Origin of the sequence: Kribbella qitaiheensis (assembly GCF_042657745.1) — a bacterium.
Classification (GTDB): Bacteria; Actinomycetota; Actinomycetes; order Propionibacteriales; family Kribbellaceae; genus Kribbella; species Kribbella qitaiheensis.
The window spans coordinates 37,812-51,834 of the sequence record NZ_JBHSKE010000057.1 but is presented as its reverse complement, the minus strand read 5'-3'; the positions used below and the strand labels follow the sequence as shown (position 1 = coordinate 51,834).

The following is a 14,023-nucleotide window of genomic DNA, read 5'->3' as shown; positions in this document are numbered from 1 at the left end:
TCGCTGCGTGCGTTGCCCGGATGCCCCGGCCTACTCGTGACGGTAGGCGTCCGCCGGCACCGCAGCCATCAGGGACAACCCTCACGCCCCACGGATCTCCTAGCCTGTGCGTCAGCACCTACCTGACGAGAAAGAGGACTGAGATGGCGCTTCGGTGGTACACGACGGTGGTTGACTGCCTGAACGTGCGCAAGCAGGCCGCGTGGTGGGCGGAGGCGCTCGAGTGGCAACTCATCCATGAGTCCGACGACGAGTGCGTGATCATTCCGGGCTGGGTGGATCAGAAGGTGATGCAGGAGACGCCGTGGGAGCGGATCGGGCCGGGGCTGGTCTTCGTCACCGTTCCCGAGGGCAAGACGATCAAGAACCGGCTGCACATCGACCTGGCTCCGCACACCAGCCAGGACCGGGACGCCGAGATCACCCGGCTCGAAGGGCTCGGCGCCCACCGGGTCGACGTCGGACAGGTCGACGACGCGTCGTGGACGGTGCTCGCGGACCCCGAAGGCAACGAGTTCTGCGTCCTCAGCTCCCGCGATTCCTGACACAGCTTGCGGTTGGAGAGCAGCGGGTTCTGACTGCGGTTTGCGGTTGGAGATCGGCTGCTACGGTTTGTGGTGAGTGTTGAGGAGATCTGACGTGATGGTGGACGACGACATCTCCGGGTGAGTCCCGGGGTGACAGGCCGCAGGTCGGCGCGCGGTAGCGCGGCCGCCGTGGCCTTTTCGTCGTTCCACTGACCTGTCTCCCTCCGCGGGCCGTTTCGTCGCGCCCCGGGATCACACCAAAGGCTTCTTCTCCATGTCCGACGCTTTCATCATCTGCTCCAACCTGTCCTTCTCCTGGCCGGACGACACCCCGGTCTTCCAGGACCTCACCTTCACCGTGGGCGCCGGCCGCACCGGCCTCGTCGCACCCAACGGCGCCGGCAAGAGCACACTGCTCAAGCTGATCGCCGGCGAGTACCGGCCGAGTCGCGGCAGCGTGACCGTCGACGGCACGATCGGCTACCTGCCGCAGAGCCTCCCACTGGCTGGTGATCTGACCGTCGCGGAGGTCATCGGGATCGCCCCGGTGATCGCAGCGATGAACGCGATCGAGGCCGGCGACGTGGCGGAGGAGCACTTCACCACGATCGGCGACGACTGGGACATCGAGGAGCGCACCCGCGCCCAGCTGGACCGCCTCGGCCTAGGCGAGGTCGACCTCGCGCGCCGCCTGGACACCCTCAGCGGTGGCCAGGTCGTCTCCCTGGGCCTTGCTGCGCAGCTCCTCAAACGACCCGACGTCCTGCTGCTCGACGAGCCCACCAACAACCTCGACCTCGACGCCCGCCGCAAGCTGTACGGCGTACTCGAGGACTGGAGCGGCTGCCTGCTACTGGTCAGCCACGACCGGGCACTGCTCGACCGGATGGACCGGATCGCCGAGCTCGACCGGGGTGAGCTCCGCTCGTACGGCGGCAACCTCACCGCGTACGAGGAGGCCGTCCTGGCCGCGCGGGAGGTCGCCGAGAAGAACGTCCGCAACGCCGAACAGGAGGTCAAGCGGGAGAAGCGCGAACTGCAGCTGGCCCGCGAACGCGCCGCGAGGCGAGCCAGCAACGCCAGCCGGAACCTCGGCAACGCCGGCCTGCCGAAGATCTTCGCCGGCACGATGAAGCGCAACGCCCAGGAGTCCGCGGGCAAGGCGAACGAGACACACGCCGCCCGGGTCAACGACGCCAAGGCCCGGCTGGACGAGGCCGGCCGTGCGGTGCGGGACGACCAGAAGATCGCGCTGGAGCTGCCTAACACCAGCGTGCCCGCCGGGCGCACGGTATTCCTCGGAGAGAAGCTGCAGGTCCGCCTCGGCGACAAGTCGATATTCGCCGAAGACGGCTTCGACCTGACGATCCGGGGACCCGAGCGCATCGCGCTCACCGGCCCGAACGGAGCCGGCAAGTCCACCCTGCTTCGCCTGATCAACGGCGACCTGGAACCCGTGGACGGCGTGGCGCGACAAGCCGACGGCCGGGTCGCGTACCTGTCGCAGCGGCTGGACCTGCTCGATCTCGATCGCACCGTCGCGGAGAACCTCGCCGCCTTCGCCCCCGGGATGCCCGAGGCGCAGCGGATGAACCTCCTGGCCCGGTTCCTGTTCCGCGGCTCGCGGATCCACCTGCCTGTCGCAGTACTGTCCGGTGGCGAGCGGCTGCGCGCCACCCTCGCCTGTGTCCTGTACTCCGAACCAGCGCCGCAACTCCTCCTGCTGGACGAGCCGACCAACAACCTCGACCTCATCAGCGTCAGCCAACTCGAGAACGCGCTCAACGCCTACCAGGGCGCGTTCGTGGTAGTCAGCCACGACGAACGATTCCTAGCGGAGATCAAGGTAGACCGCTGGCTCCGACTAACCGACGGACGCCTGCTGGAGACCGGGGCGCCCGACGGTGAGTGAGGCACGGGCGACCTCTCGTCACGTGTCCGCACCAGCTCTGATCGCGAACGACCTCGTCCGCACCTTCGGCACCCGCCGGGTGCTGGACGGGGTCTCGCTGATCGCGTCCCCCGGACACCGGATCGGCCTGATCGGCGAGAACGGCGCCGGCAAGTCCGCCCTGCTCCGGCTCCTCGCTGGGACGGACCAGCCGGACGCCGGCACCGTAGTACGGCCTCCTGACCTCGGATTCCTGCAGCAGGAGACGCAGTACGACGCTGGGTCGTCGATCGCGGACGTGCTCGATCACGCGCTGCAGGGCGTGAGCGAGGAGTTGGCCGAGCTCGATCGGCTGACGAAGCTCCTCGGCGAGCAACAGGAGGACTCCCCCGGCTCTGCCGAGTTGCTCGCGGAGTACGGGGAGTGGCTGGATCGTGCGCAGGACCACGCGGCCTGGGACGCCGATCGACGGGCGGGGATCGTCCTGGCCGGGCTCGGTCTCGGGGCGATTCCGCAGGAACGGATACTCGGTTCCCTGTCTGGTGGTCAGCGCGGCCGACTCGGGCTGGCTGCGCTGCTGATCCGGCAACCCGCGGCGCTGTTGCTCGACGAGCCGACCAACCACCTCGATGACGACGCCGCGGTGTTCCTGGAGGAGCGACTGCGGGGGATGCCTGGTGTCGTCGTGGTGGCGAGCCACGATCGGGCGTTCCTCGACGCCGTCTGCACTGATGTGATCGACCTCGACCCGGCGGTGGACGGGCCGGAGCGGTACGGCGGCAACTATTCCGCCTATCTGTCAGCCCAGCGTGCGCGCCGGGAGCGTTGGCGGAGGCGCTTCGCGGAGGAACAAGAAGAGCTCGCCGTACTGCGCCGCTCCGTCGGCGAGACTGCCCGCGAGGTCGCGCCCGGCCGGCTCAAACGGGACAACGAGAAAATGGGCTTCGGCCACACCACCGGCCGAGTGCAGAACCAGATCTCCCGGCGCATCCGCAACGCCGCCCGCCGCCTCGAAGTACTGGAACGCACCCAGGTCGCGCCTCCTCCGGAACCACTTCGGCTGACAGTTCCCGCGTTGTCCACTGCTGCCGACGAGGGTCTGCTGGTGTCGCTGCGGAACATCCAGGTGTCAGGTCGCCTCACGCTGGACAACCTGGATGTGAAGGCTACGGACCACCTGCTCATCACCGGCCCGAACGGCACTGGCAAATCCACCCTCCTTGCCGTCCTGGCCGGGCAGTTCCACGTGCCAGGCGTCCGACGGCGCCCGGACCTCAGGATCGGCCTCCTGTCCCAGGACACCACCTTCGCCCGCCCGGACCGCACTGCCCGAGAGACCTACAACCTCGCCCCAGGCACCGACTCCGTACCTCTGGAATCCCTTGGCCTGCTGGCCTCCCGGGAGCTGGACAAGTCCGTGCGGGACCTCTCGGTGGGCCAACGCCGCCGCCTGGACCTCGCTCTCCTGATCGCGAACCCACCCGAACTACTCCTCCTCGACGAGCCCACCAACCACCTCTCCCCCCAACTCTGCGACGAACTGGAAGAAGCCCTCACCACCACCCCCGGCGCCATAGTCCTAGCCACCCATGACCGCCACCTCCGCACCCACTGGCCGCACCAACAGCTAACCCTCACCCCAGCCTGAGTAGATTGGGGGCACCGCGACTGGCGAGGGTGGGGTACCACCGGGGAGCGGGGTTCTAGGGAGTGGCGTCGTCCGCCTGGGCGCCTTCGGTCGAGGCACCGGAGGCAGCAGATGGAACTGCGGTACGGCATGAATCCGCATCAGCCCGCGACGATCGCACCACTTCAACCGGACCGTACGCCGTTCCGCGTGGTGCACGGGGAGCGCTCCTACAGGGGTTAGCTCCTCTTGCGGGGGTTAGCCCCTTGCTCTGCCAGTGGGCGAACCCCTCCCCGAGGAGGTAAGCCGCCTGTTCGGGGGTTCGTGCTGGATTTGGCATCAACGTGCTCGACGCGCTGGGAGCCCGGGAGGCGAGCGCGTGCTTCGACAGGCCGGCGGCGACCTCGTTCAAGCACGTGTCGCCAGCGGGTGCCGCGTTGGCGGGCGAGGTCGACGCCGGGATGAGATCGACCTACGACCTCGGAGACGTCGGCGCTGTGACGAGCGCTTACGTACGAGCACGCGATGCCGACCCGAAGTCGTCGTACGCGCCCGGCACCAAGCTCTCGGACCGCATCGCTCGGCAGCTCGCCTTGATGGAGGGCCTGCGGCCCACCGATCGGAACGCCTGGTTGTCACGCCTCACCGACGTGAGCATGGTGTCCGACGGCGCGATCCCCTTCCGCGACAACATCGACGTTGCCCACGGCTACGGAGTCCGCTCGATCGCCGAGCCCGGCGGCTCACTCCGCAGTACAGAGATCACCCAAGCCTGCAAGGACAACGGCATCACCCTCACCCAGACCGGCATCCGCCTCTTCCGCCACTAACCAGCCTGGCTCAAGGCGATGGGCTCTCCCCGAGGACCTCGATCCTGACCTTGGTGTCGAGGTCCGCGCAGGCGGCGAGGAGCGCCTCGGCCGACAGCGTCTCGGGGCCGAAGACCGCGGGATCGGGCAGGAAGCGCACCAGTGTGCCCGTGCTGTCGCCGGCCTCGATCTCCGTCGCGGGACCCCGCGGAAGGCCGCGTTCGTACCGCTGCACCCAGCCGCGGCCGTCGACGCGACGGTTCGTATGGGTCAGCCACGAGCTCAGTGCGGCGACCACCGATATCCCCGACCGCGGCCGCCCATCCGGCAGTACCTCGGCGTCAGGAACCCCGAAGAAGCGCAGATCCCGCGTCGCCATGATCGGCTTCACCATCGGCACCCCGGCCTCGTCGTACCGGGTGTCCGTGCCACGCCCGTTGTCCTCCACCGAGATTGACCCGTCCCCGTGCAGAACCACCCGCGCCCAGGTCGTCGTCCCCTCGGGAGCCGCCTCGTCCAGCGGATAAGCCAGTACTTCGAGCGCCAGGTGCAGGAGCCCACCCCCGGCATACCGGTCGGCCGAACTCCTGATCTCCGCGATGTGCGCGGGATCGACGGCGGAGGCCCAGTTGTGCGTCGTGATCAAGTCCACTACCCCACCGTATAGACCCGGCAAGTCCGAGGGTTCCGCCTAGGCGGCTGAAGCGAAACAGCTCGGCTATCCCGCGCTGAAATCCGCGAGAACCTCGTCGATCACGTGCTGGGCATTGGCGGCGATGCCCTCGTTGGTTTCGCGGTAGTAGGGCAGTTGGATGAGCGCCATCGACAGCGCACGGCCGCGGCTCCGGAGCCAGGTGGCATCATCCACTGCCAGCGCCTCGCGGAAGGCCGGGCGGGCGGACGCGGGCAACAGGTTCCAGGCCGGGATCAGGTCGCAGGCAGGATCACCGAGACCCGCGGTGGCAAAGTCGAGTACTGCGGTCAGGCGGCCGCCCGTCGTCAGCAGATTCGACGGCATCAGGTCGCCATGCACCCAGACAGGCGCAGCGGCGGGTGCTGCCGCCAGCGCGGATTCCCAAGCAGCCAAGGCGGTCCCGGTGTCGATCCAGCCCTCGAGCTGGACGAGCGCCGCGCGAGTCCCCTTGTCCTCCAGCTCGAGCGGACCACCCCGGTACGCCGGAGGTCCGCCCGGCAAGTCGATCGCCCGGAACGCCCGGACGAACGACGCGAGGTCCTCCGCGAGCCCGACGGGATCCTCTACCGCCCCGGCGACGGCGATCGACCCGTCTATCCAGCGCTGCACCGACCACGGCCAGGGATACCCATCGCCTGGTTTCCCCATCCCCACCGGTGACGGAATGGCAACCGCCAGCAGCGGCGCGAACCGCGGCAACCACTCGAACTCCTTCTCGATGTCTTCCACGCCGCCCTCGATCCGCGGCAGCCGCACGGTCAACGAGTCCCCGAGCCGGAACATCGCGTTCACCGTCCCGCTAGACGGGATCTCCTCGACCCCCAACCCGGCCCACTGCGGAAACTGCGCGGCCACCAGCCGAAGTACGAGCGCTTCATCGATCTCAGCCTCACCGGCATGCATCTTCACGCCCCCATCCCACCCTCAGGCGCCCCCGCTGTCGAACCGTATTCAGAACTCGTGGCGGCGGCGTAGGTGGCGGGGGCGGCCGTCGGGGTCGTAGACGTTGTCGTAGAGGCGCCGCGCCCAGAGGGACTGGAGGCGGGTGACGGGTTCGGGGTTGTGGTGGCGGAGTTGGCCGGGTGGGCGGGGTCCGTGCTCGCCTGAGGCGTGCCAGGAGTCCAGTGCGGTGGCGGCATCTTTCAGCTGGTCGAAGCCTCGGAGCGGATCGAGGGCGGGCTCGGTGCCGAGGTGCTCTGTCCAGAGCTCGGTGCGGAGCGAGGCGGCGAGTTCGGAGCTCACCACTGAGCAGGCGAGTTCGCTGTCGTTGGTCCAGGAACGGCGGTTGAGGTTGGCCGACCCGCACGCGAGCCACTCGTCATCGACGACGCACACCTTCGCATGCACGTAGATCGGCACTCCCTTGTCGTTCTCCAGGTCGTAGATCCCGACCCGGTTCGGCGCCGTCGCCCGCAGCATCCGCAGCGCCTGCAGCTGCCCGTAGCGAGCCGGCGGACCGCTGAACCGCTCGTCCTGGTCCGGATACCGCGGCACCACGGCGACCACCAGCAGCCCCGGCTCCCGCTCCAACGCCCGACAGATGCCCTCGGCAACCACCTCGGACCACAGATACTGGTCCTCGAGATAGATCAGCCGCCGCGCCCGCCCGAACGCCTTCCGATACCCCCGCGCCACGCTGTACTCCCCCTTCGCGGCGAACGGGAACGGCGGGTGCTTGTGCCCATAGGTCCGCAACACCTGTACTGCGTGCTCCCCCACCACCGGCGGATCCGGGAACGCCTCGGGCAGCTTCGACGGATGACGCGGCATCCGGGCCTTCCGTTGCACCAGCACCCGGTACGGCGTACGACGGTCCAGCGGGTGCGAGTCGTCCCACCGTTCCACAAAGGTGCGCAGGAGATCCCCCACGATCGGGCCCCGCAGTTCCAGCGCAACGTCGTGCCAGGGCGGACGGGATCCGTAGCGCTCGTCCATCGGCGCCTGCTGCGGATCACCGCGATGGCGGGCGTCGTCCCGGCGCTGGTGGCTCAGGTCGATCCCGCCGACGAACGCCAGGTCCTGTTCGGGTGCGCCGCGGTGCCGGATCACGAAGAGTTTCTGGTGGTGCGAGGCCAGCCGCCGGATCCGCTGGTCGAGTAGGACCTCGCCGCCGGCCTCGTTGAGCTCGCGCCCGAGCCGCTGGTTCTCCTGCGCGTTGAACTGCATGTGGTCCGAATGCGATCGCCAGAGCAGGCCGCGCACCTCGACCCCTGACGTGGCGAGGTCGCAGAGCACCTTGCCGACCGTCGGCCCGTCGGGGTACATCGCCTCGTCCGCGTCGCCGCGCCAGTCGGTGAAGTACACCCGGTCGCCGGCCTTCAGCACGCACAGTTCGTCGTACAGGCGCTGGAAGTAGACGGCGCCGTGGACCAGCGGCCGGACCAGGTTCCCGTCGGTCCAGGAACCGTCCCGGTCGATCTCGGTGGCCGTGTTGCCCCGCTCCTCCGGTGTCAGGAACCAGTCGCTCATCCTGACCGAGTACCCGCTTGGTGCGATCCCGAACGGGGCGATCCCGAACGGATGAGAGGCTGGACGGGTGGACTGGATCAGACGTAGGGCCGGATCCGTGCTCGCAGTGTCACTCTCCGCGCTGCTGGCCTGGAGCTTCGTGGTGGCCACCTCTATACCGAGCTGGTTCGACTCCCGCGAGGACTGCGCGCTGACCCTGCACCGCTCGGACAGCTACGACATCACCGTCAGTACCCGGTGGTTCCCGCCGCGAGCGGCGTGCGACTTCGGCGGCGGCGACGTCGTCCAGTTCATCTCGCCCACCAAGTCGGCCGTCCTGACGGTCGCCCTGATCCTGATCACCGTGGTGGTCCTCGGCAGCCTGTACCTCGTCGCCCGCCGGCTCTTCGAACCTGCCGGGGTGGTCCGCTCGGCCGAGGCGGTCGACCTGCGCGCCCGGCAGATCCGGCACCTGATCACCGGCGGGGTGGTCAGCTTCGTCTTGGTCGCCGCCTTCACCTTCGCCAATGTCTTCGCCCTAGTTCTCGGCGGGCCGCTCGGCGGCTTGGTTGGCGCGCTCGCGTTCGCCCTGTTACTGGCGGCCGTGGCGGCCTCGCTCGACCGGCAGATCGGCCCACTCCCCAGTACTGCGCTGGACTCCCGCCGCCGAGGTGTCGCGGTCGGCCTGGGCACGTTCGCCGCCATCTTCGCTGCGACAGCGCTGACCGGAGATCTACCGTTCTTCCGCTTCTGGGCCGCCCCCGTCGGCGCCATCGCCACCGTCGTACTCGTCCGGATGCAGTGGACTCGACTAGCCCGGCGGGCCCAGGGTGGAGCCGTTGACGGGGACACAGTCGAGGAGGATCTGCTGGGCGGTCCGCGGTCCTGACGCGGTGATCTGGTCGACCAGCAGGCGAACCGCCCGGCGCCCCAGCTCCCGCCGAGGCACCTCGAACCCGCTCACCTCGGGCCGATCCTTCGGCTGCCCGAGCACCGCCACCGACAGGTCCCCCGGAGTACGCAGGCCAGCGGCCTCGACCGCTGCCAGCAAAGCCGCGGACAACTCGCCCGTGTCGGTCTCCTCCACGACGACGGCCGTGACTCCCTCCGCCCGCCACCGCTCGATCATCCCGGCGCCGACTTCGGCTGGTGCCGCCCGTACGACGATGCGCCGTACGGCGAGACGGGCCTTCCGCGCGGCGGCGAGCACACCTTTCTCACGGTCCGAGGACGATGGGGCGTCGTCGTCCTCGCGCAGGTAGCGGAGCTCGCGATGCCCGAGAGCGACGAGCCGTTCCACCACGGCGGCCGAGGCGGCGACGTAATCCACGCCCACAAAGGGAATCCGCCCGGCCAGCTCGTCCCGGCGGCCGATGTACACCAGCGGGAAACCGCCGCCGAGCAACCAGTCGATCGGCTCCTCCGGCACGTGCCGCCCGAAGAACAGGCAGCCGTCTGCCACCCGGGTCCGCCGAATCGCGGTCTTGTCGTGCGCACGCCCCTGGCCGCCGCCCGTCCCCGTGAAGAGCACCAGGTCCTGACCGAGCGCGGCCGCTTCCTCCTCGATCCCCACCAGGATTGGGTAGTAGAACCCGTCCACGTCCGTCGGAAACGCCGAGGCGAAGGTGTAGACCCCGAGCATGTGGTTGCGCGCAGAGGCCAGCCGAGTGGCAACCGGGTCCGGCACGTAACCGAGCTCCTCAGCCGCGTCGAGCACCCGCCGCCTGGTCCCCTCGGACAACCGCACCCCGTCGGTGTTCCCGGACAGGATCAACGAGACCGTAGTCTGCGAAACCCCCGCAGCCGCAGCAATATCCGCCTGTCGCGGCGCCCTAGCCATGTCATCACCCTAGCTAATACGAATCACCTCCTCGGCTCCCCGATCCCCCGCCCCCAGACTCGCAAGCGAGCCGCCCCGCCGGCTGGCGAATTGTTCGAGCGCTGCCAACTTGTTGAGCCTGTTGCGAAATGGGGCGTGGCGTTGGCGGTTGGGGCGGGGTGGGGTGTTGAAGGATTGGGTGGTGGCGAATTCGTATCGGCCGGTTGATCGTGATCAGGCGTTTCTGTTGCCGCCGAATATGGCGGACTGGTTGCCGCAGGATCATCTGGCGTGGTTCCTGATCGATGTGGTGGCCGAGATGGACACCTCGGCGTTCCACTCGCGGCGGGCCAGGGCCCGGGCCGGTCAGGGCCGGGCCGGGTTCGATCCGGACATGTTGGTGACGTTGTTGTTGTATGGGTATGCGAACCGGGTGCATTCGTCGCGGCAGATCGAGCGGTTGTGCACGGTGGATGTGGCGTTCCGGGTGATCTGCGCCCAGGACGTGCCGGATCATTCGACGATCGCGCGGTTCCGCGCCGAGCACGAGGCAGCGTTCAAGGCGTTGTTCGGGCAGGTGCTGATGGTGTGTGCGAGGGCGGGTCTGGGCCGGGTCGGGTCGATCGCGGTGGACGGCACGAAGATCGCCGCGAACGCCTCGATCGACGCCAACCGCACCGAGGACCGGTTGCGGGCAGAGGTGGAGCGGATCGTCGCGGCGGCGTCCGCGGCTGATGCCGAAGAGGACGCGGTGTTCGGTGACCAGCGTGGTGATGAGTTGCCGCCGTCGATGTCGGGTCGTGGTGGTGGGCGGCGGGGCCGGATCGGTGACTGTCTGGCCCAGATCGAGACCGAGACCGCCGAACGGGCCGCTGAACGGTCCGCCGAGGACGCCAAGGCACTGGCCACGCTGCAGGCCGCGCGTGACCGGGTGGAACGCGCCGAGGCTCAGGCCCGCGCCGCAGTGCGCGACTACCAGGCCCGCTGCGCCGCGACCGGGCGACACCCCGGCGGCCGGCCCCCGGTCGCCGTGGACGACAGCAAGGCAGTTCAGGTTGCCCGCGCCCGATTGGTCAAGGCCGAACAACGCCACGCCGAGCGCGAGGCCAGGCTGCGCGCGATCGAACAGGCCGCCGCGAAGAAACCGTCCAAGGGCCGGCCGCGGCGCAACGTCACCGATCCCGACTCGCGGATCATGCCCACCAGGAAAGGCTGGATCCAGGGCTACAACGCCCAACTCGCCGTCACCGACGACCACCTCATCCTCGCCACCGCCCTCACCCAAGACACCACCGACACCGACCAATGCGTGCCGATGATCACCGCCGCGCTCAACGCCGCCGCCCTGGTCGAAACACACCGACCCGCACCCGCAGGCGGCGGCGATCCCCACCCCCACCACGGCATCGACCTGATCCTGTTCGACGCCGGCTACCTGAGCAACGACAACCTCACCGCCACCGGCCCCGACCGGCTCATCGCACTCGGCAAAACACGCGACCTCAACCGCGACACCACCGCCCCCACCGCCGCTGACCGACCACCACCACCCGGCAACGCCACCGCGATCGACCAGATGAGACACCGGCTCCACACCCCCCAAGGACACCGCGCCTACAAACGCCGAGGCGCCACCGTCGAAACCGTCATCGGCCACCTCAAAGACCTCATCGGACTCCGCACCTTCAGCCGCCGCGGCCTCACCGCCGTCACCAGCGAACTCCACCTCGCCGCCGCCACCACCAACCTCCTCAAACTCCACCGCCTCCGCACCACCTAACCCCCTACAGGCCCCCCCGGGCTCCGCCCCGGCAGCGCCGACACCCGCACCACCCAGCCCCCCCGGCCACCCAAACCATTTCCCAACAGGCTCTGTTAGGCGCCAGCGGCCGAACAACCCACCACCGGACACCCCGCTACCCGCAGCCGAGCCAAGCCGATGCCATCCAAGAGGACGGCGGACCTTGCTGAGGCCTGGCAGCCGATGACGGTGCAGTTGTGGGGACTTGGGACACCTCGTGATGGCCGTGATGGCCGTGACAGCCAGCGCCGGTGCGGTTGCGGGGACCTCGGACACCTCGTGGGGACCTGGGACACGCCATTTCCTGTCCGCTGTTCTGACTTGGTGTCCGAGGCCCAACCTTGTGCACCAGTTGAGCGTCCGGATCGCGCGGATCTGCTCAGGTGGTGCACAAAGTGCGCGTTTCGGCGAGTCCCGCGGGCCCGGGCACACGAACACCCCGACCTTCCGGGCAAGGCAACTCCCCGAGCTCCCGGGCAAGGCAACTCCCCGAACCTCCGGACAAGGCGGCTCCCCGACCTTCCGGGCAAGGCAACTCCACGAACCTCCGGGCAAGGCAACTCTCCGAACGTCTGTGCAGAGGAGCTCCCCGGCCCTTGTCGCCACACCCCCCAGCGGCTCCGGGATAGCTGCGTCCCTTCCCTGGTCGGGCCGGTGTGGGTCAAGTGTCGGAACTTGTTCCGATCCCGAAGGCGCTCTTGACGCACACCGGCCCGACTAGCACCATCACGCAGCCCGGTGACGCAACCACCCGCGCTGATGCCGTCGGCAACACCTCCGCCCCAGGTGGAACCACCTCCGCCAATGCCGCCGAGACCACCGCAACCCAAGCCGGGCGCAACCACCCGCCGCATGCGCCGACGATTTGCCACACGCAACGGATCGACGTACGCCATCCATCACACCACCCTCGCGACCCGCCTTGCCCGACTGAAGCTCCCCGATTCCCTAAGCGGGCTTGATGTTCTGGTTCAGGTGGAAGAGGTTGTCCGGGTCGAACTCGGCTTTGACCCGGGCCAGCCGGTCGTAGTGATCGCCGAACGCCGCCTTGACCCGGTCCGGCCCTTCGTCACCGATGAAGTTGAGATACACGGATCCGCTCGAGTACGGCTTGAGGTCGGCGCAGACGTTCCGCGCCCAGGCGATCCCCCTCGCGTCCTCGGCCGGATCGGCCCATACGCCGTACGACTGAACCACCCACGGCGCCCGGCGGTGCGGCAGCGGCCACCGATCGGCGTACCGGGCGACTGCCCCACCCCACGGACACACCAACTGCTGGGACGTCGCTGGTGACGGCATCTCGGTCGCCCGAGCACTGAAGACGTCCACCGCCTCGTCCGGCCAGAAGTCGAGGTGCTCAGCCGACCAGTAATTGCGCAGTCCCGGCGGGTCGTCGAGCGCTGACTGGATCTCGGCATACGACAGCTCGGCCAACATCATTCCCTCCGGCGCGAGGTCGATCACCGGCGCCAGGGCCGACCGGAGCTGGGCCTCCGATCCGGTGTACGTCGCTGTCACCCCGACCGCAGGTTGTCCCTGCAGCCCAGGTGGAACGTAGTCCCGGATCGGTGCGGCCGAGTAGAAGACGCTCCCGCCGAGTTCCTCGGGCGCTCCGCCCTCGAAGAGATCCCGGTAAGCCCGCATCACGGCCGGCCCGGCGTCGGCCGGCCAGAACAACCTCCCGAGCGCAGTACCGGGCAACGGCCGCACCCTCAGCGTCAGCGCGGTCGCGACGCCGAAGTTGCCGCCACCTCCGTGCAGCGCCCAGAACAACTCCCGGTTCCTGGTGTCGTCGGCGATCACCAACTCACCGGTGGCAGTCACGAGCTCCACCGACACCAGGCTGTCGCAGGCCAGGCCGAACTTCCGCTCCAGCCATCCGGAGCCACCGCCCAGCGTCAGCCCGGCAACCCCGGTGGTCGAGACCCGGCCGCCGGTGGTCGCCAGCGCGTACGGCCAGCAGGCGACGTCGAGATCGCCCCAGGTCGCACCACCACCGACCCGGACGATCCGGGCGTCCGGATCGAGCTGCACGCTCCGCATCTTGCGCAGGTCGATGACCAGCCCGCCGTCGCTCACCCCGGTCCCGGCGACACTGTGGCCGGCCCCGCGGACCGCGATCTCGAGCCCCTCGGCCACCCCGAACTGGACCGCGGCAGCAACATCCGCCGCGGACTCGCACTGCGCGATCACCGCCGGCCGCCTGTCGATCATGGCGTTGAAGACGACCCGCGCCCCCTCGTACGCCGGATCGCCCGGCCGCAGCATCACTCCTCCGAAGCCCTCCGGTCGCGCCCCGTGCGCCCGCAAGGGTCGCCAAACCGTGTCGGACATGGAACTCCCCCTCGTGCCGCCGCTCCCCCAAGTGACAGGGCGCATGCTGCCCTGCCACTCCTGCCCGGTCAAC

Annotated in this window: 11 protein-coding genes and 1 riboswitch; of the genes, 6 read left to right on the top strand and 5 right to left on the bottom strand. The window is 69.0% G+C overall.

Going from position 1 to position 14,023, the window contains the following annotated elements; translation table 11 throughout:
* Positions 1–143: 143 nt before the first annotated feature.
* The 4 genes from ACFPJ1_RS33585 to ACFPJ1_RS33570 all read left to right on the top strand — a co-directional run bounded on the left by ACFPJ1_RS33585 (position 144) and on the right by ACFPJ1_RS33570 (position 4,875).
* Positions 144–545 carry a VOC family protein gene (locus ACFPJ1_RS33585; protein WP_380110206.1) on the top strand — a complete coding sequence of 134 codons (402 nt, stop codon included), beginning with the start codon at positions 144–146 and terminating at the stop codon, positions 543–545.
* 256 nt (positions 546–801) lie between these two features.
* Positions 802–2,439, top strand: coding sequence for a ribosomal protection-like ABC-F family protein (gene abc-f, locus ACFPJ1_RS33580; RefSeq protein WP_380110204.1), 1,638 nt, complete (start codon positions 802–804; stop codon positions 2,437–2,439).
* Positions 2,440–2,461: 22 nt separating this feature from the next.
* Positions 2,462–4,066: an ABC-F family ATP-binding cassette domain-containing protein gene (locus ACFPJ1_RS33575; RefSeq protein WP_380110202.1), complete on the top strand. Its 1,605-nt coding sequence runs from the start codon at positions 2,462–2,464 to the stop codon at positions 4,064–4,066.
* Positions 4,067–4,072: 6 nt separating this feature from the next.
* Positions 4,073–4,155, top strand: a riboswitch (ZMP/ZTP riboswitch).
* Between the two features lie 234 nt (positions 4,156–4,389).
* Complete coding sequence (locus tag ACFPJ1_RS33570) at positions 4,390–4,875, top strand: hypothetical protein (protein ID WP_380110200.1); 486 nt, start codon at positions 4,390–4,392, stop codon at positions 4,873–4,875.
* A 10-nt stretch (positions 4,876–4,885) separates the two neighbouring features.
* Here the strand turns inward: ACFPJ1_RS33570 and ACFPJ1_RS33565 are convergent, their stop codons facing one another.
* The 3 genes from ACFPJ1_RS33565 to ACFPJ1_RS33555 all read right to left on the bottom strand — a co-directional run bounded on the left by ACFPJ1_RS33565 (position 4,886) and on the right by ACFPJ1_RS33555 (position 8,017).
* Positions 4,886–5,506: an ATP-binding protein gene (locus tag ACFPJ1_RS33565; RefSeq protein WP_380110198.1), complete on the bottom strand. Its 621-nt coding sequence runs from the start codon at positions 5,504–5,506 to the stop codon at positions 4,886–4,888.
* A 66-nt stretch (positions 5,507–5,572) separates the two neighbouring features.
* Positions 5,573–6,451 carry an aminoglycoside phosphotransferase family protein gene (locus tag ACFPJ1_RS33560; RefSeq protein ID WP_380110419.1) on the bottom strand — a complete coding sequence of 293 codons (879 nt, stop codon included), beginning with the start codon at positions 6,449–6,451 and terminating at the stop codon, positions 5,573–5,575.
* 48 nt (positions 6,452–6,499) lie between these two features.
* Complete coding sequence (locus ACFPJ1_RS33555) at positions 6,500–8,017, bottom strand: phospholipase D family protein (RefSeq protein ID WP_380110196.1); 1,518 nt, start codon at positions 8,015–8,017, stop codon at positions 6,500–6,502.
* Between the two features lie 97 nt (positions 8,018–8,114).
* On the opposite strand from ACFPJ1_RS33555, the gene ACFPJ1_RS33550 reads away from it, so the two are divergent.
* Entirely contained in the window at positions 8,115–8,885 is a 771-nt protein-coding gene (locus ACFPJ1_RS33550; protein ID WP_380110194.1) for a hypothetical protein, read from the top strand.
* Here ACFPJ1_RS33550 and ACFPJ1_RS33545 read toward each other — a convergent pair.
* The gene (locus tag ACFPJ1_RS33545) at positions 8,808–9,836 is read right to left on the bottom strand and encodes a LacI family DNA-binding transcriptional regulator (protein ID WP_380110192.1); all 1,029 of its coding nucleotides are present in this window, start codon (positions 9,834–9,836) and stop codon (positions 8,808–8,810) included. The genes ACFPJ1_RS33550 and ACFPJ1_RS33545 overlap by 78 nt on opposite strands.
* Positions 9,837–10,017: 181 nt before the next feature.
* Here ACFPJ1_RS33545 and ACFPJ1_RS33540 point away from each other — a divergent pair, with 181 nt between their 5' ends.
* Complete coding sequence (locus ACFPJ1_RS33540) at positions 10,018–11,595, top strand: transposase (RefSeq protein ID WP_380110191.1); 1,578 nt, start codon at positions 10,018–10,020, stop codon at positions 11,593–11,595.
* Positions 11,596–12,564: 969 nt separating this feature from the next.
* On the opposite strand, the gene ACFPJ1_RS33535 is transcribed toward ACFPJ1_RS33540, so the two are convergent.
* On the bottom strand, positions 12,565–13,950 hold the full coding sequence (locus tag ACFPJ1_RS33535; RefSeq protein WP_380110190.1) for an FAD-binding oxidoreductase: 1,386 nt from the start codon (positions 13,948–13,950) through the stop codon (positions 12,565–12,567).
* Positions 13,951–14,023 lie beyond the last annotated feature (73 nt).

Excerpts from the sequence above, each read along its gene's own strand:
- ACFPJ1_RS33585 (WP_380110206.1), top strand. The coding sequence starts at position 144 with ATGGCGCTTCGGTGGTACACGACGGTGGTTGACTGCCTGAACGTGCGC.
- ACFPJ1_RS33535 (WP_380110190.1), bottom strand. The coding sequence starts at position 13,950 with ATGTCCGACACGGTTTGGCGACCCTTGCGGGCGCACGGGGCGCGACCG.
- ACFPJ1_RS33555 (WP_380110196.1), bottom strand. The coding sequence starts at position 8,017 with ATGAGCGACTGGTTCCTGACACCGGAGGAGCGGGGCAACACGGCCACC.
- abc-f (WP_380110204.1), top strand. The coding sequence starts at position 802 with ATGTCCGACGCTTTCATCATCTGCTCCAACCTGTCCTTCTCCTGGCCG.
- ACFPJ1_RS33545 (WP_380110192.1), bottom strand. The coding sequence starts at position 9,836 with ATGGCTAGGGCGCCGCGACAGGCGGATATTGCTGCGGCTGCGGGGGTT.
- ACFPJ1_RS33560 (WP_380110419.1), bottom strand. The coding sequence starts at position 6,451 with ATGCATGCCGGTGAGGCTGAGATCGATGAAGCGCTCGTACTTCGGCTG.